Origin of the sequence: Lysobacter defluvii IMMIB APB-9 = DSM 18482 (genome assembly GCF_000423325.1) — a bacterium.
Lineage (GTDB): Bacteria > Pseudomonadota > Gammaproteobacteria > Xanthomonadales > Xanthomonadaceae > Novilysobacter > Novilysobacter defluvii.
In genome coordinates this window covers 25,703-48,713 of sequence record NZ_KE384007.1, presented here as the reverse complement: position 1 = coordinate 48,713, position 23,011 = coordinate 25,703, and the positions used below count along the sequence as shown (strand labels likewise).

The window sequence follows — 23,011 nt, the reverse complement described above, 5'->3', positions numbered from 1 at the left end:
TGCTGATGGATCCCGAAGTCTGGATCACCCTGCTGACCCTGAGCGCGATCGAGATCGTGCTGGGCATCGACAACCTGGTCTTCATCTCGATCGCGGTCAGCCGCCTCCCGGTCGCCGTGCGCGAGCGCGCGCGGAAGATCGGCATCGCCGTCGCCTGCATTTCGCGGATCGTGCTGCTGTTGACCCTGGCGTGGCTGGCGGGCCTGACCCACGACCTGTTCACGCTGCTGGGCCAGGGCATCTCGATCCGCGACCTGGTGCTGATCCTGGGCGGCGCCTTCCTGCTGGTGAAGGGGACGATGGAGATCCGCGACACCATCGTCGGCGAGCCCGAATCGGCGGACATCAACACCCGGCCGGCGGCGTCCTTCGGCATGGTGATGGCGCAGATCGCCGTCATCGACATCGTGTTCTCGCTCGACTCGGTGATCGCCGCGGTCGGCATGGCGCAGCAGACCTGGATCATGGTCACCGCGATCCTGCTGGCGGTCACGATGATGCTGCTGGCCGCGCGCCCCTTGGGCCAGTTCATCGACCGCAACCCCACCGTGAAGATGCTGGCGCTCGCCTTCATCGTGCTGATCGGCGCGTACCTGGTCACCGAGGGCTTCGAGATGCACGTGCCCAAGGGCTACATCTACGGCGCGATGGGCTTCTCGGCGGCGGTGGAGTTCCTCAACCTGTGGGCGAAGAAGCGCTCCGGGGTGCCGCGCCAGTTCCCGGAGGCGTGATTGCGCCTTCGCGGGCCTGGTGGTGCAATGCGGGCAGCAGCTTCATTGGAGTGAGCGCATGACCCGGGTTATCGCACTGGTGCTGGTCCTGCTTTCGAGCGGGTGCGGCTACAACACGATCCAGCAGAAGGACGAGGCGGTGGACGCGGCCTGGTCGCAGGTCATCAACGTCTACCAGCGGCGCGCCGACCTGGTGCCCAACCTGGTCGCCACCGTGCGCGGCTATGCCGAACACGAGCAGCAGGTCTTCCGCGAGGTGACCGAGGCGCGCTCGCGTGTGGGCAGCATCAACGTCGATGCCGGGGACGAGGCCTCGCTGGAGCAGTTCCAGCAGGCCCAGGGCCAACTGCAGAGCGCGATCGGCCGGCTGCTGCTGGTGGCCGAGAACTATCCGCAGCTCAAGGCCGACCAGAACTTCCTGCAGCTGCAGGCGCAGCTGGAGGGCACCGAGAACCGCATCACCGTCGAGCGCCAGCGCTACATCGCCGCGGTGCAGGACTACAACACCTATATCCGGCAGTTCCCGCAGAACCTGACGGCGAAGATGTTCGGGCACGAGGCCAAGCCGAACTTCACCGTCGACAACCTGCAGCAGATCCAGCAGGCGCCGCAGGTGGACTTCGGCCGCCCGGCCGGGGAATCGCCGACGGATGGCTGAGCCGCGCCTCCGGGCGGTCCACGCGCCCCTGCGGCGCAGGGCGCCCTGGCTGCCCGGGTCCGGCCGCATGTTCGTCGCGCTCGTCCTGCTGCTGGCCCTGTTCCTGCCGCTGCAGGGGTTCGCACAGGATCTTGCGCCGGTCCCGCCGCTGGACTCGCCGGTGGTCGACACCACCGGGACGCTCGATGCCGCCACGGTGCGACGGCTGGAGGCGCAGGCGCTTGCGCTGCAACAGCGGAAGGGAAGCCAGCTGCAGGTGCTGGTGGTCCCCACCACGATGCCCGAGGACATCGCCCAGTACGCGGTGCGGGTCTACGACGAGTGGCGCCTCGGCCGCGAGGACGTCGACGATGGCGTGCTGCTGGTGGTGGCCATCGACGACCGCCGGGTGCGCATCGAGGTGGGCTACGGCCTGGAGGGCGCGATCCCCGACGCCACCGCTTCGAGGGTGATCCAAGAATACCTGGTGCCGCGCTTCCGCGCGGGCGACTTCGCCGGTGGCATCGTCGAGGCGACCGGGGTACTGGTCGCGCTGGTCGACGGCGAGCCGCTGCCCGAGCCGATGACCGCCCACCGTGGCGAACCTTCCGGTGGCGGTGGCTGGCTGGTCGGGCTGTTCGCGGCGTTCATCGTCGCCCAGGTGGTGCGCGGGGTGTTCTCGCGCGCACCGCGCCCGCTGCGCGGCGTCGTGGGCGCCGGCGCGTCCGGCGGCACCGCGCTGCTGCTCTCCGGCGGGCTGGTGGTGGGCGGGATCGGCGCGCTGATCGGCCTGTTGTTCGGCCTGGCCAGCCTTGCCCGGCCGGGACGCTACGCCAATGACCGTGGCTGGGGCAGCGGTGGCTGGGGTGGGCCGCCGTTCGGCGGGGGCGGCTTTGGCGGGGGCGGATTCGGGGGCGGCGGCTTCGGCGGTGGCGGCTGGGGCGGCGGCGGTGGATTCAGCGGGGGCGGTGGCGCCTCCGGAAGCTGGTGAGGTCGTGATGCGCCTGCTCAGGCACCTGTTCGCACCCTCGGCGCGCACGCTGTTCCCGGCCGCGTGCCTGAAGGAGATCACCGACGCCATCGTGGCCGCCGAGCGGAACCATCGCGGCGAGATCTGCTTCGCGGTGGAAGCCTCGCTGCCGGCGCGGGCGGTGCTGGCCGGCGTGGACTCCGCCACCCGCGCCCGGCAGGTCTTTGGCGAGCTGGGCGTGTGGGACACCGAACACAACAGCGGCGTGCTGGTGTACCTGCTGCTGGCGGACCACCACATCGAGATCGTCGCCGACCGCGGCTACCGTGGCCGGGTGACCGATGCCCAGTGGCGCGAGGCGTGTGACACCATTGCGGCGGGGCTGCGCGAGAACCAGCCCAAGGCCGGCGTGCTGCGCGCGGTGGAGATGATCTCCGCGCACATGGAGCGCCACTTCCCCCGGCGCGAAGGCGAGCACGACGAAGACGAGCTGCCCAACCGCCCCCACTTCCTGTGAGCGCATGATCCACCTCCACGACATCGACCCGATCGCAATCGGACTGGGGCCGGTGCGCGTGCACTGGTACGGGATCATGTACCTGCTGGGCTTCGGCATCGCCTGGTGGCTGGGCCGCCGGCGGATCAGGGACGGCCGCCTCCCCGGCGTCAACGAGGAAGCCTTCGGCGACCTGCTGTTCTACGGGATCCTGGGCGTGATCCTCGGCGGCCGGATCGGCTACGTGCTGTTCTATGCGTTCGACGCGTTCCTCGCCAACCCGCTGAGCCTGTTCAAGGTGTGGGAGGGCGGCATGAGCTTCCACGGCGGCTTGCTGGGAGTGGTCGCCGCGGCCTGGTGGTGGTCGCGCAAGCACCGGCTGCACCTGATGGACACGGTGGACTTCGTCGCACCACTGGTGCCGCCGGGACTGGGGCTCGGCCGGCTGGGCAATTACATCGGCGGCGAGTTGTGGGGGCGGTTCACCGGCAAGGACTGGGGCGTGGTGTTCCCGGCCTCGGACCTGGGGCCGTACACCGGGCTGCCGATGGAGCAGCTGCGCCAGCTGCACGCCTCCGGCGCGCTCGATCCGTTCGCCCGCCATCCCTCGCAGCTCTACCAGGCGGCCCTGGAGGGCCTGGTCATGTTCTGCGTACTGTGGTGGTACTCGCGCAGGCCGCGCCCCCGCTATGCCGTCGCCGGGCTGTTCGCGCTGCTGTACGGGTGCTTCCGCTTCCTGGTGGAGTTCGTGCGGGTGCCCGATGCCCAGCTGGGCTACCTGGCCTTCGGCTGGCTGACCATGGGGCAGCTGCTGAGCCTGCCGCTGATCGTGCTGGGGCTGGCCTGGCTGGGCTGGTGGTCGCGGCGCCAGCCCGTGGTCCAGCCGGCGCAACAGGGGGAGTAGGAGATGCGGCAGTACCTTGACCTGCTCGGGCACGTGCTCGAGCACGGCACCGTCAAGCAGGACCGGACCGGCACCGGCACGCGCAGCGTGTTCGGCTGGCAGATGCGCTTCGACCTGGCCGAAGGCTTCCCGCTGGTGACCACCAAGAAGCTCCACCTGCGCTCGATCATCCACGAGCTGCTGTGGTTCCTGCGCGGCGATACCAATATCGGCTACCTGAAGGAGAACGGCGTCTCGATCTGGGACGAGTGGGCCGACGCCGACGGTGAACTTGGGCCGGTGTACGGCAAGCAGTGGCGGCGCTGGCAGCGGCCGGACGGCACCGAGATCGACCAGCTGGGGCAGGTGGTCGAGCAGATCCGCCGGGACCCCGACTCGCGCCGGCTGGTGGTGTCGGCGTGGAACGTGGCCGACCTGCCGGACATGGCGCTGATGCCGTGCCACGTGATGTTCCAGTTCTACGTCGGCGACGGGAAGCTGAGCTGCCAGCTGTACCAGCGCAGCGGCGACATCTTCCTGGGCGTGCCGTTCAACATCGCCAGCTACGCGCTGCTGACCCACATGGTGGCGCAGGTGTGCGGGCTGCGGCCCGGCGAGTTCATCCACACGCTGGGCGACGCGCACCTGTATTCCAACCACGTCGAGCAGGCGCGCGAGCAGCTCTCGCGCGAGCCCCGTGCGCTGCCGCGGCTGGTGCTGGACCCGCGGGTGCGCGAGCTCGCCGATTTCCGCTTCGAGGACATCGTGATCGAGGGCTACGACCCGGCGCCGGCGATCCGCGCCCCGGTGGCGGTGTGAGCGTCACGCCGGAGCTGTCGCTGCTCGCGGCGCTGGACCGCAACCTGGCGATCGGCCGCGACAACGACCTGCCCTGGCGCCTTCCGGACGACCTGGCGAGGTTCAAGGCGCTCACCATGGGCAAGCCGCTGCTGATGGGGCGGCGCACCGCCGAATCACTCGGACGGGCGCTGCCGGGGCGCCGCAACCTGGTGCTCACCCGCAGCGGGCAGGTGCCGTACGAAGGGATGGAAGCAGTGGAGTCGGTGGAGCAGGCACTCGGGCAGGCCGCCGGCGACGGCGCGCCGGAACTATGGGTGATCGGCGGGGGCGAGGTGTACGCGCTGTGCCTTCCCCGCGCCACGCGGATGTACCTGACCCACGTGGACGTGGCGGTGGCGGGTGCCGATACCTTCTTCCCGCGGTTCGATCCCGCGGACTGGCAGGCCACTTCGCGCGAGGCGCATGTCGCCGATTCGCGCCACGCGCACGCCTTCGAGTTCGTCGACTACCGGCGCCGCGCTGCCTAGGAGCCGGGCTGCGGCGCAGGCGGGGCGTCCTGCCCGCCACCGCCGCTGCCGCCGGTCGCACCACGGTTGCCGTGCCCGCGCCGCCTTCGTCCGCCCTGCCGCCCGGGTTCCCGGCGCGGTGCGTCCTGTCGCGGTGTCCGCGCGCGCGGCGGGCTGGCGGGGGTGTCGCGCCCGGGCACCTGCACCACCTGCAGGTCCTCGCCGTCCAGCCGCAGCGCCGTGAGCTTGCCGCCCCACACCGCGCCGGTGTCGATGGCGTGCACGCCACCGCTGATGTGCAGGCCCAGCGCCGACCAGTGGCCACAGACCACCCTGAGGTCCCGTTCGGCGCGTCCGGGCACCGAGAACCACGGATAGAGTCCCGGCGGCTGGGTGCCGGGCGCTCCCTTGTCCTCGAAGGAGATCCGCCCGCGTGGCGAGCAGTAGCGCATGCGGGTGCAGATGTTGATGATCGAACGGAGGCGGTCGTTGCCCTGCAGGCGCGGGTTCCAGGACGGCCCGTCGCCGTACATGTTGCGCAGCAGTTTGGCGTAATCGGGCCCGCGCAGGACGGCCTCCACCTCGGCGGCATGCTTGCGCGCCACATGGGTGGTCCACTTGGGCGCCAGCCCGGCATGCACCATCAGCCAGCCCAGCTCGCGGTCGACGTGGACGAGGTCCTGCCCGCGCAGCCAGCCCAGCAGCTCGTCGGCGTCGTCTGCCAGCACCACGCGCTGCAGGTCCGGGTTGACCTTGCGCTTCTCCTCCTCGCGGCGCTCGCCGATCGCCAGCAGGGACAGGTCGTGGTTGCCCAGCACCACGGTGGCATTCGCGCGCAGCGAGTGCACCAGGCGCAGGGTCTCCAGCGACTGTCCGCCCCGGTTGACCAGGTCGCCACAGAACCACAGCCGGTCCACGGCCGGGTCGAAGCGGATCCTGTCGAGCAACCGCCGGGTGGTGTCGTAACAGCCCTGCAGGTCGCCGATGGCCCAGACGGCCATCAGCCACGTGCTCCGTGGTGGAGGGAAGGGCGGTCTGGACGGGCGGGAAGGTCGTGCATGGTGGCCAGTGTAATGAACCCGTGGCCACGCGGCGCATGCATTGGCGCCGGGTCGCGCGCGGGAACGCTCAGTCGCGTCCGGTCGACGCGTCCCGGTGCGCGAGCAGGTTGGCCAGCCCGATGAATCCGTCGACCGGCACCTGCTCGGCGCGGGCCTGCGGCGACAGTCCCGCGGCCTCGATCGCCTCCGCGTCGCAGGTGGCCGACAGCGCATTGCGAAGGGTCTTGCGGCGCTGGCCGAAGGCCTCGCGCACCACCCGGGCGAACAGCGCCCGGTCTTCCACCCGGACCCGGTCCGGCGGAAGCGGCACCAGCCGCACCACGGCCGAGTCGACCTTCGGCGGCGGCCGGAACGCACCGGGCGGCACGGTGAAGAGCGGGACCACGTTGCAGAATGCCTGCAGCATCACCCCGAGCCTGCCGTAGACCTTGCTGCCCGGGCCGGCGGCCATGCGGTCGACCACCTCCTTCTGCAGCATGAAGGTCATGTCGGTGATCGCCGCGGCGTGGTCCAGCGCATGGAACAGGATCGGCGAGGACAGGTTGTAGGGCAGGTTCCCGACCAGCCGGATCCGGTTCCCGCCGTCGCTAGCGAGTCCCCCGGCAAGGGCGGTGAAATCCACCGAAAGCACGTCGCGGTGGAGGATCCGCAGCGTTCCCACCCCTTCCGCGGCGGCGGTGAGCGGCGCGATCAGGTCCCGGTCGAACTCGATCACGGTCAGCTCGCCATGGCGGCGCAGCAGCGGGAAGGTGATCGCGCCCTGGCCGGGGCCGATCTCCACCAGCGCCTCGCCCGGGCGCGGATTGACCGCATCGACGATCCTCCCGATCATCCGCTGGTCGTGCAGGAAGTGCTGGCCCAGGTGCTTCTTGGCCGGTTCGCTGAAGCCGGCCGCCGTCATGCGGGGACTCCCCGGCGCGCGCGGCGGGCGCGCGCCATGGCGGCGCAGGTGTCCACCGCCGCGAACAGGCTCGACGGGTCGGCCAGGCCGCGGCCGGCCAGGTCCAGCGCGGTGCCGTGGTCGACGGCCACGCGCGGGTAGGGCAGCCCCAGGGTGAGGTTCACCGCCTGCTCGAAGCCGCTGTGCTTGAGCACCGGCAGTCCCTGGTCGTGGTACATCGCCAGCACCGCATCGAAGCCACGCATGGTGCCCGGGAGGAACGCGGTGTCGGCCGGCAACGGGCCGCGGAGGTCCATGCCCGCGCCGCGCAGCGCCTCCAGCACCGGATTGATCACTTCGATCTCCTCGCGGCCCAGGTGGCCCTGCTCGCCCGCGTGCGGGTTCAGGCCCAGGACCGCGATCCGGGGCCGTTCAATGGCGAAGTCCGCCTGCAGCGCGCCGTGCAGGATGCGCAGGGTGCGCTCCAGCGCCCCGGCGGTCACCGCGTCGGCCACCTCGCGCAAGGGCAGGTGGGTGGTCACCAGCGCAACCCGCAGGACCGGGTTGGCCAGCATCATCACGACCTCGCAGCCGGCATGCTCCGACAGCAGCCCGGTGGTCCCGGTGTAGGGAATGCCGGCCTGGTTGATCGCGGCCTTCTGCACCGGGCCGGTGACGAGGCCGTCGTAGCCGCCCTCCAGGCATCCTTCCGCGCCCAGCAGCAGGGCATCGATCAGCGAAGGCGCGTTGGCGGGGTCGGGGTGGCCCGGGTCGGCCGCGGTCGCCGCGAGCACCGGCTGCAGCGCCAGTTGCCCCGGACGCGCCGCCATCGCCGCTTCGGGCGGCAACAGCTCCAGTGGCAGGGCCAGGCGTTCCGCGGCTTCCAGCATGACCGCCGGGTCCGCCAGCGCCACCAGGGCGGCGGGGTTCTCCCGATGGGCGAGGCGGACGCAGAGCTCCGGACCGACGCCGGCCGGCTCACCCGGGACCAGCGCCAGCCGCGGCAGCGCCATGTCAGTCGGCCTGGGGACCGCCGGCCGAAGCGGTGCGCAGGTCGACGAAGGCCTCGCTGCGCAGCTCGCGGACGAAGCGCTCCCAGCGGTCCTCGAGCTTGCGCCGGCCGAGCATCTCGCGCACCTGGGCGCGGCGGTTCTGGTCGCCCACGTCGCTCTCGCGGGTGCCGGTGCGCTTGAGGATGTGCCAGCCCGCCGAGGTGCGGAACGGTTCGGAGACCTCGCCGTCGCGCAGCGCGGTGACCGCGGTGGCGATTTCAGGACCGTACTGCTGGGGCACGAACCAGCCCAGGTCGCCGCCGTCCGCCTGCGAGCTCACGTCCTGCGAGTTGGTACGGGCGAGCTCGGCGAAGTCCGCCCCGCCCACCAGGCGCGCGTGCAGGGTGTCGGCTTCGGCCTTGGCGGCGGCGGGATCGGTGCCTTCGTCGGTGCGGATCAGGATGTGGCTGGCGCGCACCTGCTCGACCATCTGCGGAGCGGCCTCGGCGGCATCGCGCACGTCGACCAGCTGCACCAGCTGGAAGCCGCTGGGGCCGCGGATCGGGGCGGTGACCTCGCCGGGCGACATGTTCGCCACCATCTGTGCGAACGCGGAGGGGATCTCGCCCAGGCTGCGCCAGCCCAGGTCGCCGCCCTCCAGCGCGTTCGGGCTGTCGGAGTAGCGCACCGCGGCGGCCGCGAAGTCCATCTCGCCGCGGTCGAGCAGCGCCTTCACGCCCTCGACCTTTTCCTGGGCGATGCGGATCTGCTCCGGGGTGGCTCCCTCGGGCAGCCCCACCAGGATGTGGGCGATGTGGTACTGGGGACCGCCGGCGGCCTGCGCCTGCAGCGCGGTGTCGACCTCGGCCTCGGTCACCGCGATTTCGCTGCGGGCGAAGCGGTTGCGCAGGTGCTGGATCATCAGCTCCTCGCGGACCGAGTCCCGGAACTGGTCGAAGTCCAGGCCGTCGGCGCTGATCTGGGCGGCGAGCTGCTGGACCGTGGCGCCGTTCTGCGCGGCGATCGCGGCGATCGCCTGGTCCACTTCCTGGTCGCCCACGCGCACCCCGGTGTCGCGGGCGCGGGCCACCTGCAGCTTCAGCAGTACCAGTCGCTCGGCGACCTGCCGCTCGAGCACGGCCGGCGGCGGCAGCTGCTCCTCGCGGCCGGCGTACTGGGCCCGGATGTTGGCCACGGCGCGGTCGAGCTCGCTGCGCAGGATGACGTCCTCGTCCACGACGGCGGCGATGCCGTCGATCGGCTCCACCTGCTGGGCAAGCGCTGGCCCCGCCAGCAGTGCCCCGGCGATGAGGCAGGCGAACAGTTTCTTCATCATGGGATCGGGTCGAGGGAGGGGTCGTAGGAGTCGCTGTCGAGCGAGGAGGGCGGTACCAGGTACAGGTCGTCGCGCTCGTAGCCGAGAATAGCACGGCGCAGGAGCTCGCCGGATTTCTGCCCGGCCGAGCCGAGGCCCTTGAGCTCGATCTCGAAGCGCAGCGAATCGTCGAGGTCGCCGCTGCGGTGGCGGATGTAGCGCCGTGCCACCAGGCGCGCGGCCATGCAGCAGCTTTCCCACTGCACGCCGGCGATCGACTCGATCACCTTGCGCTCGTCCAGCGAGTAGTAGTAGCGGCCCACCAGGCTCCACTCGCGGTTGACCGGGTAGAGGAACGAGAAGTCGACCTGCTCGGCGAGGTCGCGGCGGTAGCGGTAGCCCAGGTTGACCACGCCGCGGTCGCCCAGCAGGTAGCGGGTGCGCAGGCTGATCAGGTCCTCGCGGCGCTCCTTGGGGTCCCACTGGTAGGAGGCGTTGATGGTCCAGCGGTCGGTCGGCGCCACGCCGACGTCGGCCACCCACGACGAGCGGCCGGCTTCCAGCGGCGCCTGGTTCCGGTTCAGGGTGACCCGGCTGTCGTCGAAGTAGTGGATCTGGCCGATGCTGGCAGCGAGCCGTTCGCGCCCGTCCTCCTCGCTGATCAGCCGCGTGGTCAGGGCGGTGGTCAGCTGGTTGGCGTCGATCTGCCGGTCCGGCCCGGTGTAGCGGTTGTCGCGGAACAACTGCCCCCAGCTGAAGGTCATCGGGTTGGTGTCGAAGCGCGGCAGCCCCGACTGGTCGCGGTACGGCACGTGGAGGTAATAGATCCGCGGCTCGAGGGTGTTGAGGAAGCTCTCCCCGGCGATCTCGACCTGGCGGTCGAAGAACAGGCCCGCGTCCAGCGAGGTGATCGGCAGGCTGCGGCTGGGCGAGTCCTCGCCACCGTTGGCCGCCGCCAGTTCGTCGTCGAGCTCCCAGGCGGTGTACCGCCAGGCCAGCTTCGGGGTCAGGTACCAGCTCGGGCCCTCCAGCGGCAGGGCGAGGAAGGGCTTGACGTCCAGGCGCGAGCCCTCGTCGCGGACGTCGTGCTGGAACTTGACCGCCTCGGCGCTGATGCCGGCCTGGAACCAGCGGCCGACCGGCTCCTCCCAGTTGAGGAACGCGCGCGGCAGCCGGTCATAGCGCAGGTTGCGCTCGGTCAGGGTGTAGTCGGCGAGCTGGTTGTGATCGGCCATCAGGCCGGCGTCCCAGTGCAGGCCGCGTCCGTAGATGCCGACGGAGCTGCGGATGTTCCAGGCCGACATGCCGTACTGGCTGTTGCTGAAGTCCTCCAGGTAGTGCGGGTCGCTGACCCACCCCAGGTTGGCGGTCGCGCGCCAGTTGCCGCCCAGCGCGTGGGTGGCGTTGAACTTGAACGTGCCACGATCCTCGGTGGGCGGCGTGGTCGAGCCGGCGTACCGCTCCGGTTCGTTCTCCGGGAGCCGGTCGGTGGGCATCCAGGCGCCCTCGAGGGTGCCGCGGCCGCCCTCGTAGAGCCAGCGGAACTCCGCGCCGAGCGAAACGCCGCGCTCGGTCATGATGCGTGGGCTCAGGGTGGCGTCGTAGTTGGGGGCCAGGTTCAGGTAGACCGGCTGCTCGTAATCGAAGCCGTTGCGGCCCGACAGACGCATCGACGGCCACAGCAGGCCGGTGCGGCGGCGGTCGTCGATCGGGAACATCAGCCACGGCACGTACATCACCGGCACCTTGCCGATGCGGATGCTGGCACTGCGCGCCACCGCCATGCCTTCCTCGGTGTCGATGTCGATGCGGTCCGCCTGCAGCTCCCATGCGCGCTCCGACGGCGGGCAGGTGGAGTAGGTCGAACCCAGCAGCAGGCCGTGCTCGCCCTGCATCTCGATCTTCTCCGCGCCGCCGTTGCCGCGCCGGCTGATCAGCTGGTAGCGCAGGTCCTCGATGGTGTGGCGGTCCGCGGCCTGGTCGCCGTGGGCGCGCTCGGCGAGGATGCGCATGCCCGAGTCCTGGTAGCGCACGCTCCCCTCGGCGGTATAGGTCCCGGCCTGGCTGTCGTAGACGAGCTGGTCGGTTCCAAGGAACTGGTCGCCGCGGGTGAGCTCCACGTTGCCCTGGAACACCGTGCTGTCGGGGTCGCCGTCCAGCACGTCGCCGGCGATGTCGGTCGGCAGGTTCTCCCGGTCGCCGGGGTCGCCGACGGGGGGCGGCGCGTCCAGGAATGGCGGGACCGCGTCCTCCAGCGGGCACAGCTGCCACATGTCGTCCGCCTCCTGGGCGTAGACCGGCAGGGCGGCCGCGATGCACAGCGACAGTGGGAGGAAGCGGAAGCTGTTTCGCACGCGGCCATCCATTCAGGCGGGAAAAACGCCCGCTAGCTTGCCGGAACAGCAGCTGTACCGGCAACGCGGGGCGGGTCCGCTTCGGCGGGCGTTCACCGTTGCACGCGCCAGGTGAAGGGTTTGCGGAGTGGCCGCCTCAGCCCTTGCGGCGCTCGTGGTTCCAGAGCACCTCGCCGTGGCCGCTGGCGCGCGCCAGCACGCGTGCCAGCACGAACAGCAGGTCGGAAAGGCGATTGAGGTAGCGCACCGGTTCGGCGCGCACGTCCTCGTGGCGGGACAGCGCGATCGTCGCCCGTTCGGCGCGGCGCACGATCGTCCGCGCCAGGTGGCAGCGCGCGGCCGCCTCGCCGCCGCCGGGCAGGATGAACTCGCGCAACGGCGGCAGGCCTTCGTTGAACCGGTCCAGGTGCTGCTCGAGGCGTTCGATGTCGGCGTCGTGGATCGCGGCATGGCCGGGGATGCACAGCTCGCCGCCCAGGTCGAACAGCTGGTGCTGGACCGCGGTCAGGACCCCGGCCACGTCCTCGCCGACCCCGGCGGCCAGCACCAGGCCGATGGCCGAGTTGGCCTCGTCCACGGTGCCGTAGGCCTCCACCCGCGCCGAATCCTTGCCGACCCGGCTTCCGTCACCCAGCCCGGTGCTGCCATCGTCCCCGGTGCGGGTGTAGATCTTCGACAGCCGGTTGCCCATGGGCGCCCGGGCCTCAGGCCGTCTGCGCGCGCAGCACCGGCAGCTGGTGCCGGAGGAGGGCGAAGCCGCCGAACAGCACTGCCGCATAGGCCAGCGTGCCCGCCACCGTCCACTGGAAGAACGGCAGCCCGGCCGCGTACGCGGCGCCCAGGCCGGCGAAGGTCTTCGGGTACATCGGGTCGGCGAGCCAGGCGCCGGCGTTGGTGACCAGGAAGAAGAACACCGAGGCACCCAGCGAGTAGCCGAGCACGCTGGCCCCGCCCACGCGCCCGCGCAGCCCGAAGCCCATCACCGCGATCACCGCGGTGGCGCCGTACACCATCCAGATGCCGGCACTGGAGAACCAGGTGCCGTACAGGCCGCCGTGCATGCGCGCCAGGACCAGGTCGGACAGCATCAGCGCCAGCAGCGGCACGAACACGGCCCAGCGCCGGTTGAGGAAGTAGGCGCCCCCGAACAGCGCAACCGCGGCCACCGGCGAGAAGTTCGGCGGGTGCGGCAACACGCGCGTCAGCGCGGCCACGACGATGAGTGCCAGCAGCACGAGCGGGCCGGCGGTGAACAGGCCGCCCAGGGGCGACTTGGGTGCAGTGTTGGTCATGTGCGGGGTACGAGCCGACGGGAGCCGCTAGCATAGCGCAATGACCAAGCCGGACCCCTCCCCAGCCAGGCTCCCGGACCCCGGGACGACCCACGACGTGGTGATCATCGGGGGCGGCCTGGTCGGCGCCAGCCTGGCGATCGCGCTGGAGGGCTCCGGCCTCGACGTGGTGTTGCTGGAGGCCAGTGCCGGCGACATGCCGGAGGTGTTCGACGAACGCAACCTGAGCTTCGCCGAGGCGACGGTGAACGCGCTCTCCGGGCTTGGGGTGATGCAGCACCTGCAGGGCCCGCCGGCCCCGATCCGCCGCATCCACGTGAGCCGCTCGGGCGATTTCGGGCGGGTCCGGCTGGACGCCGCGGACTACGGGCGCGAGGCGTTCGGGCAGGTGGTGGTGGCGCGCGATTTCGGGCATGCGCTGGAGGCGCGCCTGGCCACGCTGGACGGGGTCCGGCGCATGCGTCCGGCGCGATTCCTCGGGCTGGAGGAGGACGCGGGCGATGCACGTGTGCTGCGGGTTGCCGGCGAAGGCGGCGAACGGCGGCTGCGTACCCGGCTGCTGGTGGGCGCCGACGGCGCGGCCAGTGCCGTGCGCGACGTGCTGGGCATCGGGACCCGGGTCGATGACTACGGCCAGGTGCTGTTCGTGGCCCGCCTGCGTACCGATCGTGCCCCGGACGGTACGGCTTACGAGCGGCTCGGCGATTCCGGTCCCGCCGCGCTGCTGCCGCGCGGCGACCGCCAGTACGGCCTGGTGCTGGCGGTGCCCGCCGGGGAGGCCGCGCGGGTGGCGGAAATGGACGAGGGCGCCTTCCTCCAGCTCGCCCAGCGGCGCTTCGGCTGGCGCGCCGGGCGCTTCCTCTCCTGCGGGCCGCGCAGTGCCTACCCGGCGGTGCGCACGCTCGCCAACGAGCTGGTGCGCCCGCGTGCCGCGCTCGTCGGCAACGCCGCGCAGGCGATCCATCCGGTGGGTGCCCAGGGCTTCAACCTCGGACTGCGCGATGCATTGACGCTGGCGGAGGAAATCCGGGGCGCCCCCGACTGCGGCGACCCGGCGCTGCTGGCGCGTCACGCCGCCCGCCGGGCCGCCGACCGCGAGCGCACGCTCGCCTTCTCCGACGGGCTGGCGCGGGTCACCGCCAACCCCTCGCCGCTGCTCCGGCCGCTGCGCAGCCTCGGCCTGGTGGGACTGGGCCTGTCGGGCTCGCTGCGCGCCGGCCTCGTGGGCGGCGCGATGGGCTACCGCGGTGACGTCCCTGTCCTGTGCCGTGGCCCGGGGGTGGCGGCATGAGCCGCCGCGAACTGGACGCGATCGTCGCCGGCGCCGGCGTCGCCGGGACCGCCGCCGCGCTGGGACTGGCGCGCGCCGGCCTGCAGGTCGCCCTGGTGGAACCGCGCGAGCCACCGGCCTGGAGTGCCGGGGATCCGGACCTGCGGGTGTTCGCCATCGCCCCCGACAACGCCGCGCTCCTCCGGGACCTGGGCGCCTGGGATGCGATTGCCGGCGCCCGGGCGCAGCCCTACCGCGGCATGCAGGTGTGGGATGCCGGCGGCGGCCAGCCGCTGGTCTTCGACGCCGACCGGCTGGGGAGGCGCGAGCTGGGCTGGATCATCGAGAACCGCCTGCTGGTCGACCGGCTGTGGACCGCGGCGCAGCAGGCGGGGGTGCGGATGCACTGCCCGGACCGGATCACGGGCCTGGAGCAGGGCCTGGACGGCGCCAGCGTGGAGCTGGAGTCCGGGCGCCGCCTGCGTGCACGGCTCGTGGTCGGCGCGGATGGCGGTGCTTCGCGGGTCCGCGAACTGGCCGGCATCGGCACCCGCGGTCGCAGCTATGGCCAGCGCGGCCTGGTCGCCTACATCGGACACGAGCGGCCGCACCAGGCGACCTGCTGGCAGCGCTTCCTCCCCGGCGGACCGCTGGCGTTCCTGCCGTTCCCCGACGGTCCGGAGGGGCCGCGCAGCTCGATCGTCTGGAGCCTTCCGGATGAGGAGGCCGAGCGCCTGTTGCACGCCGATCCGGCGCGCTTCCTGGTCGAGCTGTCGCGGGCGTTCGACGGTCCGCTGGGGGAGCTCACGTCGGTCTCGGCGCGCGCGGCGTTCCCGCTTCGCCGGCAACTTGCCGCCACCCAGCACCACGGCCGGGTGGTGCTGGTGGGCGATGCCGCGCACGTGGTCCATCCGCTGGCGGGGCAGGGGGTGAACCTCGGATTGCGCGACGTGTCCGCGCTGCTGGACACGGCCGGCCGTGCGGCGGAGAGCGGCGCCGACATCGGTGCTCCCGCGCGCCTGGCCCGCTGGAACCGGCGCCGCCGCAGTGACAACACCGTCTCCGCGCACGCCTTCGACCTGATCGACCGCATCTACTCCAACGACGCGCCGCTGCCGGTGATGGTGCGGGGGCACTTCCTCGGCATCGCCGGCCGTGTGCCTCCGCTCAACCGCGCGCTGTGGCGGCACGCGGCGGGGACCTGAGCCCCCGGCCTCAGCCGCCGTCGGCGTAGACCGTGATCTCCTCGCGGTCGTGGTAGAGCTGCCGCGCCCGCACCCGCAGCGGGCGCCCGGCCCCTTCGGCGAACAGGTCCAGGCACAGCCGGGTTTCGTCCCAGCGCTTCTTCATCGGCAGCTTCAGGTTGAACACCGCGCGCCGGCACCAGTCGTTGGCGAACCACTCGCCCATGCGCGCCGCGACCCGGCGCGGCTGCTCGACCATGTCGCAGACCATCCAGTCGAGCTTCTTCCGCGGCTGCCAGCGGAAGCCGTCCTCGCGCACGTGGCGGACGCGCCCGGCGGCGAGCAGCTCCTCGCGCATGGGCCCGTTGTCCACCGCGGTCACCGTCACTCCATGCCGGGCGAGCACCCAGCTCCAGCCGCCGGGCGCCGCCCCCAGGTCGGCGCCCTGCATGCCCTCGCGCAGCAGGCGTTCGCGGTCGCCGGGGCCGAGCAGGACCAGCAGGGCCTCCTCCAGCTTCAGCGCCGACCGGCTCGGGGCATCCGGGTGCATGCGCAGGCGCGGGATGCCCAGCGGCCAGGGGGCGCTGTCGTCGGCCCGGCTGCTGCCCAGCAGCAGGTGGCGTCCGCCCAGCAGGACCACGTGCAGGCGCGGCAGCCGGGGGTCGTCGCGGCGCGCCAGCCGGCCCGCCTTGCGCAGGGCGGGTCGCAGGGCGTTGCCGAAGCTGCGCGCCAGGCCCGCGAGCGGACGGCCCTCGTCGGAGTCGGCGTGCTCGACCCACAGCTCGCCCAACAGCGGCAACCCTCCAGCGGCGGCGAGGCCGTCGAGCACGCGCAGCAGCGGACCGATGCGGTCGCTGCCGTCGAGCTCGCGCAGCTCCGCCAGGCGCAGCAGCTTCTGGCGGGCGAAGACCAGGTCGCGGAACGGCAGCGCGGCATCGAGGGCGGCGGCGTCGCCGTCGGCCGGGAAGAACTCCACCAGCCCGCTGCCGCGCGTGGTGCGGGCATGGCCCGGGTGGCCGGCCAGGGCGGCGCGTTCGGAGAGTTCGGCCGCCAGCTCGGGCTCGAAGCCCGCCCGGCACAGGCACAGCAGGCCGCGGTCCATCGTCAGTAGTTCGCCCCGCCAAGCCGGCCGTAGTCGGCCAGCACTTCGCGTGCCTGGTCGCGCAGCAGGTCGCGCCGGACCTGGATGCCGCGCTTTTCCATCTCCCCGACCCAGTCCTGCGGGAGCGGGCCCTCGTCGAATTGGGTGAGTTCCTCCACGTCCGCGCTGCGCGCGCCGATCAGCAGGTGGTCGATGCCGGCCCAGAAGCTGGCGCCGTAGCACTGGCAGCAGGGCTGCGAGGAGGTGGCCAGGGTGACCGGCCCGGCCGGGTTCCCGGCCCCGTCCTCGTTCAGCCGCGCACGCTGGGTGCGCTGCTGGGCGAGCATGAAGGCCATGGTCTCGGCATGCGCGACCGAGCAGGTCTGCGGGAGGACCCGGTTGACCCCGACCGCGATGATCCGGTCGTCGGGACCGAACACCGCGGCCCCGAACGGGCCGCCGCTGCGGGCGTCGATGTTGCGGCGGGACAGCTCGATCGCGAGCGCCACCTTGTCCTCGTCGGAGGGGTAGGCGCGCATCGCGTCGACCGCCTCGTGCACCCAGACCGGCAGGGTCAGGTGGAGCTGGGCCTTGAGCATCATTCGAGGATTGCCTCCCTTTGCTGGTCCTGGCAGGTGCCCTGCACGCACTGGCAGCCGGAAATCTCCGGGAAGCCGCACACGCCCATCCGGCCCTCGGCGGCGCATTGCGCCTGCACGCCCTCCGGATCGGTCGGGCTGTCCACGTTCACGCAGGCCGGGTAGTAGCCGCAGCAGTTGCCGACGTTCTTGACCGTGCAGTCGGCATCGGTGGTGCAGCTGCGGTCCACGGCCGCGCCGCCCCCGGCCGGCCCGCCGAGGGTCGGGGCGCCGGGGATCGGGCCGCGGTGGACGGTGGGCGGAGCGTCGTCTACATCGGGCGGGCCGGCGGGCGCGGACGCCCCGGGAGCGGGTGCCGGGGTCTCGCCCTGGCTGCCGGGCGCGGTGCAGGCGGCGAGCAGCAGTGCAAGCCCGACCAGGAGGATCAGGGAACGCAGGGTAGCCATGTCGGTCTCCTTTCCAGCGCGCCGCGGCGGGGCGCGGTCGGCGTCAAGCCTTGCCGGCCCAGGTGTCACGCAGCGTGACGCTGCGGTTGAACACCGGGGCCCCGGCGGCATGGTCGTGGCGGTCGGCGATGAAGTAGCCCAGGCGCTCGAACTGGAACGAGTGCTCCGGCTCGGCCCCGGCCGCGGACGGCTCCACCCAGCCGCGCACGACCTTGCGCGAGTCGGGGTTGAGGTGGTCCTGGTAGGTCCTGCCGTCGCTGTCGTCGTCCGGGTCGGCGACGTTGAACAGCCGGTCATAGAGCCGGATCTCCGCGGCGACTGCATGGCGCGCGCTGACCCAGTGGATGGTGCCCTTCACCTTGCGGTTGGCGCCCTCCATGCCCGGGCGCGACTCGGGGTCCAGGCTGCCGCGCAGCTCGACCACCTCGCCCGCCTCGTCCTTGACGACCTCGTCACAGCGGAAGATGCCCGCCCCGCGCAGGCGCACCTCGCCCCCCGGGACCAGCCGCTTGAATCCCTTCGGCGGCACCTCGGCGAAGTCGTCGCGCTCGATCCACAGTTGCGCCGAGAACGGCACCTCGCGACTGCCGAAGGACGGATCCTTCGGATGGTTCGGGAACTCGAGCGATTCCTCGTGCCCGTCGGGCAGGTTGGTGATCACCAGCTTCAGCGGGTCGACCACCGCCATGCGGCGCGGCGCGGTCGCGTCCAGGTCCTCGCGCAGGCAGCCCTCCAGCACCGAGAAGTCGATCACCGAGTTCTGCTTGCTCACCCCGAGGCGGTCGACGAACAGCCGCAGCGATGCGGGGGTGTAGCCGCGGCGGCGGATCCCCTGCAGGGTCGGCATGCGCGGATCGTCCCAGCCGTCCACCAGCCCGGCCTGCACCAGCGCCATCAGCTTGCGCTTGCTCATCACCGTGTAGTTGATGTTGAGCCGCGAGAACTCGATCTGCCGCGGCTTGGCGGCGGTGTTGGGCACGCCCCTGCGCACCAGCGGCTCCATCAGCTCGGGGTGGCCGGCCAGGTCCACCCTGTCCACGCACCAGTCGTACAGCGGGCGGTGGTCCTCGAACTCCAGGGTGCACAGCGAGTGGGTGATCCCCTCGACCGCGTCGCCCAGCGCGTGGGCGTAGTCGTACATGGGGTAGATCGGCCACTCGTCGCCGGTGTTCTGGTGCGCGACCTTCTTGATCCGGTAGATCGCCGGGTCGCGCATGTTGATGTTGCCGCTGGCCATGTCGATCTTCGCCCGCAGGGTGCGGCTGCCGTCGGCGAACTCGCCCGCGCGCATGCGGCGGAACAGGTCCAGGTTCTCCTCGACGCTGCGGTTGCGGTACGGGGACTCGGTGCCCGGCTCGGTCAGCGTGCCACGGGTGGCGCGCACTTCCTCCTGGCTGAGGTCGCAGACGAAGGCGTCGCCCTGGCGGATCAGCTTCTCCGCCGCCAGGTAGTACACCTCGAAGTAATCCGAGGAGTGCCGCAGCTCGTGCCACTCGAAGCCGAGCCAGCGCACGTCGTCCTGGATCGCGCGCACGTACTCCGGGTCTTCCTTCGCCGGGTTGGTGTCGTCGAAGCGCAGGTTGCAGGTGCCGCCGAACTCGGCCGCGATGCCGAAGTCCAGGCAGATCGCCTTGGCATGGCCGATGTGCAGGTAGCCGTTGGGCTCGGGCGGGAAGCGGGTGCGGATGAAGTCGTGCTTGCCGCTGGCCAGGTCGTCGCGGACGATCTGGCGGACGAAGTCCTGCTTCAGCGGCGCCTCCTCGGCGACGGGGGGCGTGGACGCGGGACGGGAAGGCGTGTCGGACATGCGGCAGCCAGGCAGGAGGGGAGGGGACCGGGCAGTTTAGCCGTTGCGGCGCGGCTGTTGGCGCCGGTGCCGCCGCCGGGGCGTATGCTGGGGGCGCACTCCCGGAGGCCCGCGATGCGCACCGTCTACGAAGCCGCCAACGTGATCGACGCCCACCTGGTCCGCCACGCGCTGGAAGGGATCGGGATCCCGGTGTTCCTGGCCGGGGAGGCGCTGGCGGGCGCCATGGGCGAGCTGCCGCTGTTCGGGGTGATCCGGGTGCAGGTGCCGGACGTTGCCTGGCCGGAGGCGCGGGCGGAAGTGGAGGCCCTAGGCCTGGGCGGGGGGACGCAGGAGACCGGCGGGGAGCTGGCGGATTTCGGCGGCGAGCCCGCGTAGCAGCCCGTCGCTGGCCGAGCTGCGCCGCCAGACCAGCGCCACCCGGCGGAACGGGGGTTCGCCCTTGAACGGCACCAGCTGGACGCCGGGCAGGCCCGGTACCGGCGGCTGCACGGCGAGCACCGGCAACAGGGTGCTGCCGACCCCCGCCGCCACCATCTGGCGCAGGGTTTCCAGGCTGGTCGCGCGGAAGTCACGCTCCCCCGCGCCGGCGAGCCGGCACACGTCCAGCGCCTGTTCGCGCAGGCAGTGGCCCTCCTCCAGCAGCAGCAACCGTTCCTCGTCGAGGTCGTCGACCGCCAGCGGGCCGCGGCCGGCCAGCGGATGCCCGGCCGGGGTCGCCAGCACGAAGGGTTCGTCGAACAGCGGCTCGGCATGCAGCTGCTCGTCGGCCAGGGGCAGCGCGAGCACCGCCGCGTCGAGGCGGCCGTCGCGCAGCCGCTCCAGCAGGGCGTCAGTCTTGTCCTCCACCAGCAGGAACTCGAGCCGGGGGAAGCGCTCGCGCAGCCCTGGCAGCACGTGCGGCAGCAGGTAGGGACCCAGGGTGGGGAACAGGCCGAGCCGGACGGTGCCGGCTTCGGGGTCCTGGCTGCGGCGGGCGATCTCCGCCAGCTGGTCCACGTCGGCCAGGACCTTGCGGGCGCGCTCGACGATCTCGCGCCCGACCGGGGTCAGCATGACCTTGCGCGGGGCGCGCTCGAACAGCGCCACCCCGAGTTCCTCCTCCAGCTTCCGGATCTGCGTCGACAGCGTCGGCTGGCTGACGAAGCTGGCCTCGGCCGCCCGGCCGAAGTGGCGGTGCTCGGCCAGGGCGACGAGGTAGCGGAGGTCGCGCAGGTTCACGCAGCCTGCGCGGCCGGGGCCGAGGTGCGGATCAGGTGGTCGAAGGCGCTCAGCGCGGCGGTCGAGCCGGCGCCCATCGCGACGACGATCTGCTTGTACGGCACGGTGGTGGCGTCGCCGGCGGCGAACACGCCCGGGACCGAGGTCTGGCCGCGGTCGTCGATGACGATCTCGCCGCGCTCGCTCAGCTCCACCGCGCCCTTCAGCCACTCGGTGTTGGGCAGCAGGCCGATCTGGACGAAGATGCCGGCCAGCTCCACGGTGTGGCTCTCGCCGGTGCCCCGGTCCTTGTAGACCAGCCCGGTGACCTTCTGCCCGTCGCCCAGCACCTCGGTGGTCTGCGCGTTGAGCAGGATGTCCACGTTGGGCAGGCTGCGCAGCTTGCGCTGCAGGACCTCGTCGGCCCGCATCGCGGTGTCGAACTCGATCAGCGTCACGTGCTCGACGATGCCGGCCAGGTCGATGGCCGCCTCGACGCCGGAGTTGCCGCCGCCGATCACCGCCACGCGCTTGCCCTTGTACAGCGGCCCGTCGCAGTGCGGGCAGTAGGCCACGCCGCGGGTGCGGTACTCCTCCTCGCCGGGGACGCCCATCTGGCGCCAGCGGGCACCGGTGGCCAGGACCACCGACTTCGACTTCAGGCTCGCGCCATTCTCCAGCTGCACCTCGATGAGGCCGCCGGGCTCGCTGGCCGGGACCAGCTTCGTCGCGCGCTGCAGGTTCATCACGTCGACGTCGTACTCGCGCACGTGCTGCTCCAGCGCGATCGCGAATTGCGGGCCCTCGGTGTACTTGACCGAGACGAAGTTCTCGATCGACAGGGTGTCCAGCACCTGGCCGCCGAAGCGCTCGGCCGCCACGCCGGTGCGGATGCCCTTGCGCGCGGCGTAGATCGCGGCCGCGGAACCGGCCGGGCCACCGCCGACGACCAGCACGTCGAAGGGATCCTTCTTCGCGATCTTGCCGGCCTCGCGCTCGGCGGCGCCGCTGTCGAGCTTGGCGACCAGCTCCTCGACCGTCATCCGGCCCTGCCCGAAGGGCTTGCCGTTGAGGAAGATGGTCGGGACGCTCATGATCTCGCGCGCCTCGACCTCGTCCTGGAACAGGGCGCCGTCGATGGCCACGTGGCTGATGTTGGAGTTCAGCACGCTCATCGCGTTCAGCGCCTGCACGGTATCCGGGCAGCTCTGGCAGGAAAGCGACATGTAGGTCTCGAAGCGGAACTCGCCCTCCAGGTCGCGGACCTGGTTGGCCAGCTCCTCCTCGACCTTCACCGGGTGTCCGCCGACCTGCAGCAGCGCCAGCACGAGCGAGGTGAATTCATGGCCCATCGGGATGCCGGCGAAGCCGACCGACACGTCGGTGCCGGCGCGCACGATCTCGAACGAGGGCTTGCGCGCGGCATCGCCGTCGCGGCGGGTGATCCGGTCGGAGGTGGAGGCGATCTGGTCGAGCAGCTGGTCGAGCTCGCGCGACTTGTCGCTGTCGTCCAGGGAGGCGACCAGCTCGATGGGCTGGGTCAGCTTCTCCATGTAGGCCGTCAACTGGGCCTTGAGGTTTTCGTCGAGCATGGTGGGGCTCCAGCAGGGGGGGGGAGGGGGTGGGGCGAACGCCTGAAGCAGCGGCCTGGCCTGGGGGAGGGAAGTGCCGGAGGGGAGGCCGGCGACGCAGGCCGCTGGTTCAGGAGCACGCGTTGGAAGGCGCATGCGGGGCGGCAAGGGAGGCGGGCGGCGGAGACCGCCCGCTCCGGTGCCGGCCGGGGCAGGGCCCCGGCGGCGTGCCAGCTGGCGCGGACTTAGATCTTGCCGACCAGGTCCAGGGACGGGGCGAGGGTCTTCTCGCCTTCCTTCCACTTGGCCGGGCAGACCTCGCCCGGGTGGGCGGCGACGTACTGGGCGGCCTTGACCTTGCGCAGCAGGTCCTGCGCGTCGCGGCCGATGCCCTCGGCGGTCACTTCGATCGCCTGGATGATGCCGTCCGGGTCCACCACGAAGGTCGCGCGGTCGGCCAGGCCCTGGCCCTCGCGCATGTTCTCGAAGTTGTTGGTGATCACGCCCGACGGGTCGCCCAGCATCGTGTACTTGATCTTGCCGATGGCCTCCGACGAGTCGTGCCAGGCCTTGTGCGAGAAGTGGGTGTCGGTCGAGACGCTGTAGATCTCCACGCCCAGCTTCTGGAACTCGTCGTAGTTCTCGGCCAGGTCCTCGAGCTCGGTCGGGCACACGAAGGTGAAGTCGGCCGGGTAGAAGAAGAACACCGACCACTTGCCCTTGACGTCGGCCTCGGTGACTTCGATGAACTTGCCGTCCTTAAAGGCCTGGGCCTTGAACGGCTTGATTTCGGTATTGATCAGGGACATTCGCGAATCCTCATCAGTGGTGGAAAGACAGCGTCAATCGTAGGTCCGCCTATCGAAATAGGGAAATTGATTGATGCAATAGATGCGATAGGCCGGGCCTATGCGGTACACGCTCTTTGATGCGCG

24 protein-coding genes are annotated in these 23,011 nt (G+C 71.6%); 10 read left to right on the top strand and 14 right to left on the bottom strand.

Going from position 1 to position 23,011, the window contains the following annotated elements:
* The first annotated feature begins 5 nt into the window (after positions 1–5).
* The 7 genes from G545_RS0111905 (at position 6) to G545_RS0111875 (ending at position 5,045) form a co-directional block, all read left to right on the top strand.
* Positions 6–731 carry a TerC family protein gene (locus tag G545_RS0111905; RefSeq protein ID WP_231553227.1) on the top strand — a complete coding sequence of 242 codons (726 nt, stop codon included), beginning with the start codon at positions 6–8 and terminating at the stop codon, positions 729–731.
* 58 nt (positions 732–789) lie between these two features.
* Positions 790–1,389, top strand: a complete 600-nt coding sequence (locus G545_RS0111900) for a LemA family protein (RefSeq protein WP_027070571.1) — start codon at positions 790–792, stop codon at positions 1,387–1,389.
* Between the two features lie 67 nt (positions 1,390–1,456).
* Complete coding sequence (locus tag G545_RS0111895; RefSeq protein ID WP_027070570.1) at positions 1,457–2,359, top strand: TPM domain-containing protein; 903 nt, start codon at positions 1,457–1,459, stop codon at positions 2,357–2,359.
* Positions 2,360–2,366: 7 nt separating this feature from the next.
* Positions 2,367–2,855: a TPM domain-containing protein gene (locus G545_RS0111890; RefSeq protein WP_027070569.1), complete on the top strand. Its 489-nt coding sequence runs from the start codon at positions 2,367–2,369 to the stop codon at positions 2,853–2,855.
* 4 nt (positions 2,856–2,859) lie between these two features.
* Positions 2,860–3,738, top strand: coding sequence for a prolipoprotein diacylglyceryl transferase (gene lgt, locus G545_RS0111885; RefSeq protein ID WP_027070568.1), 879 nt, complete (start codon positions 2,860–2,862; stop codon positions 3,736–3,738).
* Between the two features lie 3 nt (positions 3,739–3,741).
* Positions 3,742–4,536 carry a thymidylate synthase gene (locus tag G545_RS0111880; protein WP_027070567.1) on the top strand — a complete coding sequence of 265 codons (795 nt, stop codon included), beginning with the start codon at positions 3,742–3,744 and terminating at the stop codon, positions 4,534–4,536.
* Positions 4,533–5,045 (top strand): dihydrofolate reductase, encoded by a 513-nt coding sequence (locus G545_RS0111875; RefSeq protein WP_231553225.1) that lies wholly within the window; start codon positions 4,533–4,535, stop codon positions 5,043–5,045. Before G545_RS0111880 ends, G545_RS0111875 begins: the two co-directional genes overlap by 4 nt.
* Here the strand turns inward: G545_RS0111875 and G545_RS0111870 are convergent.
* From G545_RS0111870 to G545_RS0111840, 7 genes are all read right to left on the bottom strand, one after another.
* Positions 5,042–6,025, bottom strand: coding sequence for a symmetrical bis(5'-nucleosyl)-tetraphosphatase (locus tag G545_RS0111870; protein WP_027070565.1), 984 nt, complete (start codon positions 6,023–6,025; stop codon positions 5,042–5,044). The genes G545_RS0111875 and G545_RS0111870 overlap by 4 nt on opposite strands.
* Before the next feature lie 127 nt (positions 6,026–6,152).
* Positions 6,153–6,986 carry a 16S rRNA (adenine(1518)-N(6)/adenine(1519)-N(6))-dimethyltransferase RsmA gene (gene rsmA / locus G545_RS0111865; protein ID WP_027070564.1) on the bottom strand — a complete coding sequence of 278 codons (834 nt, stop codon included), beginning with the start codon at positions 6,984–6,986 and terminating at the stop codon, positions 6,153–6,155.
* Positions 6,983–7,978, bottom strand: a complete 996-nt coding sequence (gene pdxA / locus G545_RS0111860) for a 4-hydroxythreonine-4-phosphate dehydrogenase PdxA (protein WP_027070563.1) — start codon at positions 7,976–7,978, stop codon at positions 6,983–6,985. Before pdxA ends, rsmA begins: the two co-directional genes overlap by 4 nt.
* A 1-nt stretch (position 7,979) precedes the next feature.
* A complete protein-coding gene (locus tag G545_RS14650) occupies positions 7,980–9,290 on the bottom strand; it encodes a peptidylprolyl isomerase (protein ID WP_036137537.1) in 1,311 nt (436 codons plus the stop codon).
* A complete protein-coding gene (gene lptD, locus G545_RS0111850; RefSeq protein ID WP_231553205.1) occupies positions 9,290–11,626 on the bottom strand; it encodes an LPS assembly protein LptD in 2,337 nt (778 codons plus the stop codon). The genes G545_RS14650 and lptD overlap by 1 nt, the downstream gene beginning before the upstream one ends.
* 136 nt (positions 11,627–11,762) lie before the next feature.
* Positions 11,763–12,317, bottom strand: coding sequence for a cob(I)yrinic acid a,c-diamide adenosyltransferase (locus tag G545_RS0111845; protein WP_027070561.1), 555 nt, complete (start codon positions 12,315–12,317; stop codon positions 11,763–11,765).
* 13 nt (positions 12,318–12,330) lie between these two features.
* Positions 12,331–12,918 (bottom strand): DUF6580 family putative transport protein, encoded by a 588-nt coding sequence (locus G545_RS0111840; RefSeq protein WP_052106811.1) that lies wholly within the window; start codon positions 12,916–12,918, stop codon positions 12,331–12,333.
* A 40-nt stretch (positions 12,919–12,958) separates the two neighbouring features.
* On the opposite strand from G545_RS0111840, the gene ubiH reads away from it, so the two are divergent.
* Both ubiH and G545_RS0111830 read left to right on the top strand, forming a co-directional pair.
* Entirely contained in the window at positions 12,959–14,209 is a 1,251-nt protein-coding gene (gene ubiH / locus G545_RS0111835) for a 2-octaprenyl-6-methoxyphenyl hydroxylase (RefSeq protein WP_052347328.1), read from the top strand.
* A complete protein-coding gene (locus G545_RS0111830; protein WP_027070558.1) occupies positions 14,206–15,393 on the top strand; it encodes an FAD-dependent oxidoreductase in 1,188 nt (395 codons plus the stop codon). The genes ubiH and G545_RS0111830 overlap by 4 nt, the downstream gene beginning before the upstream one ends.
* 10 nt (positions 15,394–15,403) lie before the next feature.
* Here the strand turns inward: G545_RS0111830 and rlmM are convergent, their stop codons facing one another.
* From rlmM to G545_RS0111810, 4 genes are all read right to left on the bottom strand, one after another.
* Entirely contained in the window at positions 15,404–16,474 is a 1,071-nt protein-coding gene (gene rlmM / locus G545_RS0111825) for a 23S rRNA (cytidine(2498)-2'-O)-methyltransferase RlmM (protein WP_043711777.1), read from the bottom strand.
* Between the two features lie 2 nt (positions 16,475–16,476).
* Positions 16,477–17,052, bottom strand: coding sequence for a nucleoside deaminase (locus G545_RS0111820; protein WP_027070556.1), 576 nt, complete (start codon positions 17,050–17,052; stop codon positions 16,477–16,479).
* A complete protein-coding gene (locus tag G545_RS15075) occupies positions 17,052–17,330 on the bottom strand; it encodes a hypothetical protein (RefSeq protein ID WP_052106771.1) in 279 nt (92 codons plus the stop codon). Before G545_RS15075 ends, G545_RS0111820 begins: the two co-directional genes overlap by 1 nt.
* Before the next feature lie 211 nt (positions 17,331–17,541).
* Positions 17,542–19,305, bottom strand: coding sequence for a glutamine--tRNA ligase/YqeY domain fusion protein (locus tag G545_RS0111810; protein WP_027070554.1), 1,764 nt, complete (start codon positions 19,303–19,305; stop codon positions 17,542–17,544).
* 114 nt (positions 19,306–19,419) lie between these two features.
* Here G545_RS0111810 and G545_RS0111805 point away from each other — a divergent pair, with 114 nt between their 5' ends.
* Positions 19,420–19,683: a putative signal transducing protein gene (locus G545_RS0111805; RefSeq protein WP_027070553.1), complete on the top strand. Its 264-nt coding sequence runs from the start codon at positions 19,420–19,422 to the stop codon at positions 19,681–19,683.
* On the opposite strand, the gene G545_RS0111800 is transcribed toward G545_RS0111805, so the two are convergent.
* The 3 genes from G545_RS0111800 to ahpC all read right to left on the bottom strand — a co-directional run bounded on the left by G545_RS0111800 (position 19,615) and on the right by ahpC (position 22,885).
* Positions 19,615–20,526 (bottom strand): LysR substrate-binding domain-containing protein, encoded by a 912-nt coding sequence (locus tag G545_RS0111800; RefSeq protein ID WP_027070552.1) that lies wholly within the window; start codon positions 20,524–20,526, stop codon positions 19,615–19,617. The genes G545_RS0111805 and G545_RS0111800 overlap by 69 nt on opposite strands.
* Positions 20,523–22,097, bottom strand: a complete 1,575-nt coding sequence (gene ahpF / locus G545_RS0111795) for an alkyl hydroperoxide reductase subunit F (RefSeq protein WP_027070551.1) — start codon at positions 22,095–22,097, stop codon at positions 20,523–20,525. The genes G545_RS0111800 and ahpF overlap by 4 nt, the downstream gene beginning before the upstream one ends.
* A gap of 224 nt (positions 22,098–22,321) precedes the next feature.
* Positions 22,322–22,885 (bottom strand): alkyl hydroperoxide reductase subunit C, encoded by a 564-nt coding sequence (ahpC, locus tag G545_RS0111790; protein ID WP_027070550.1) that lies wholly within the window; start codon positions 22,883–22,885, stop codon positions 22,322–22,324.
* Positions 22,886–23,011: the final 126 nt, after the last annotated feature.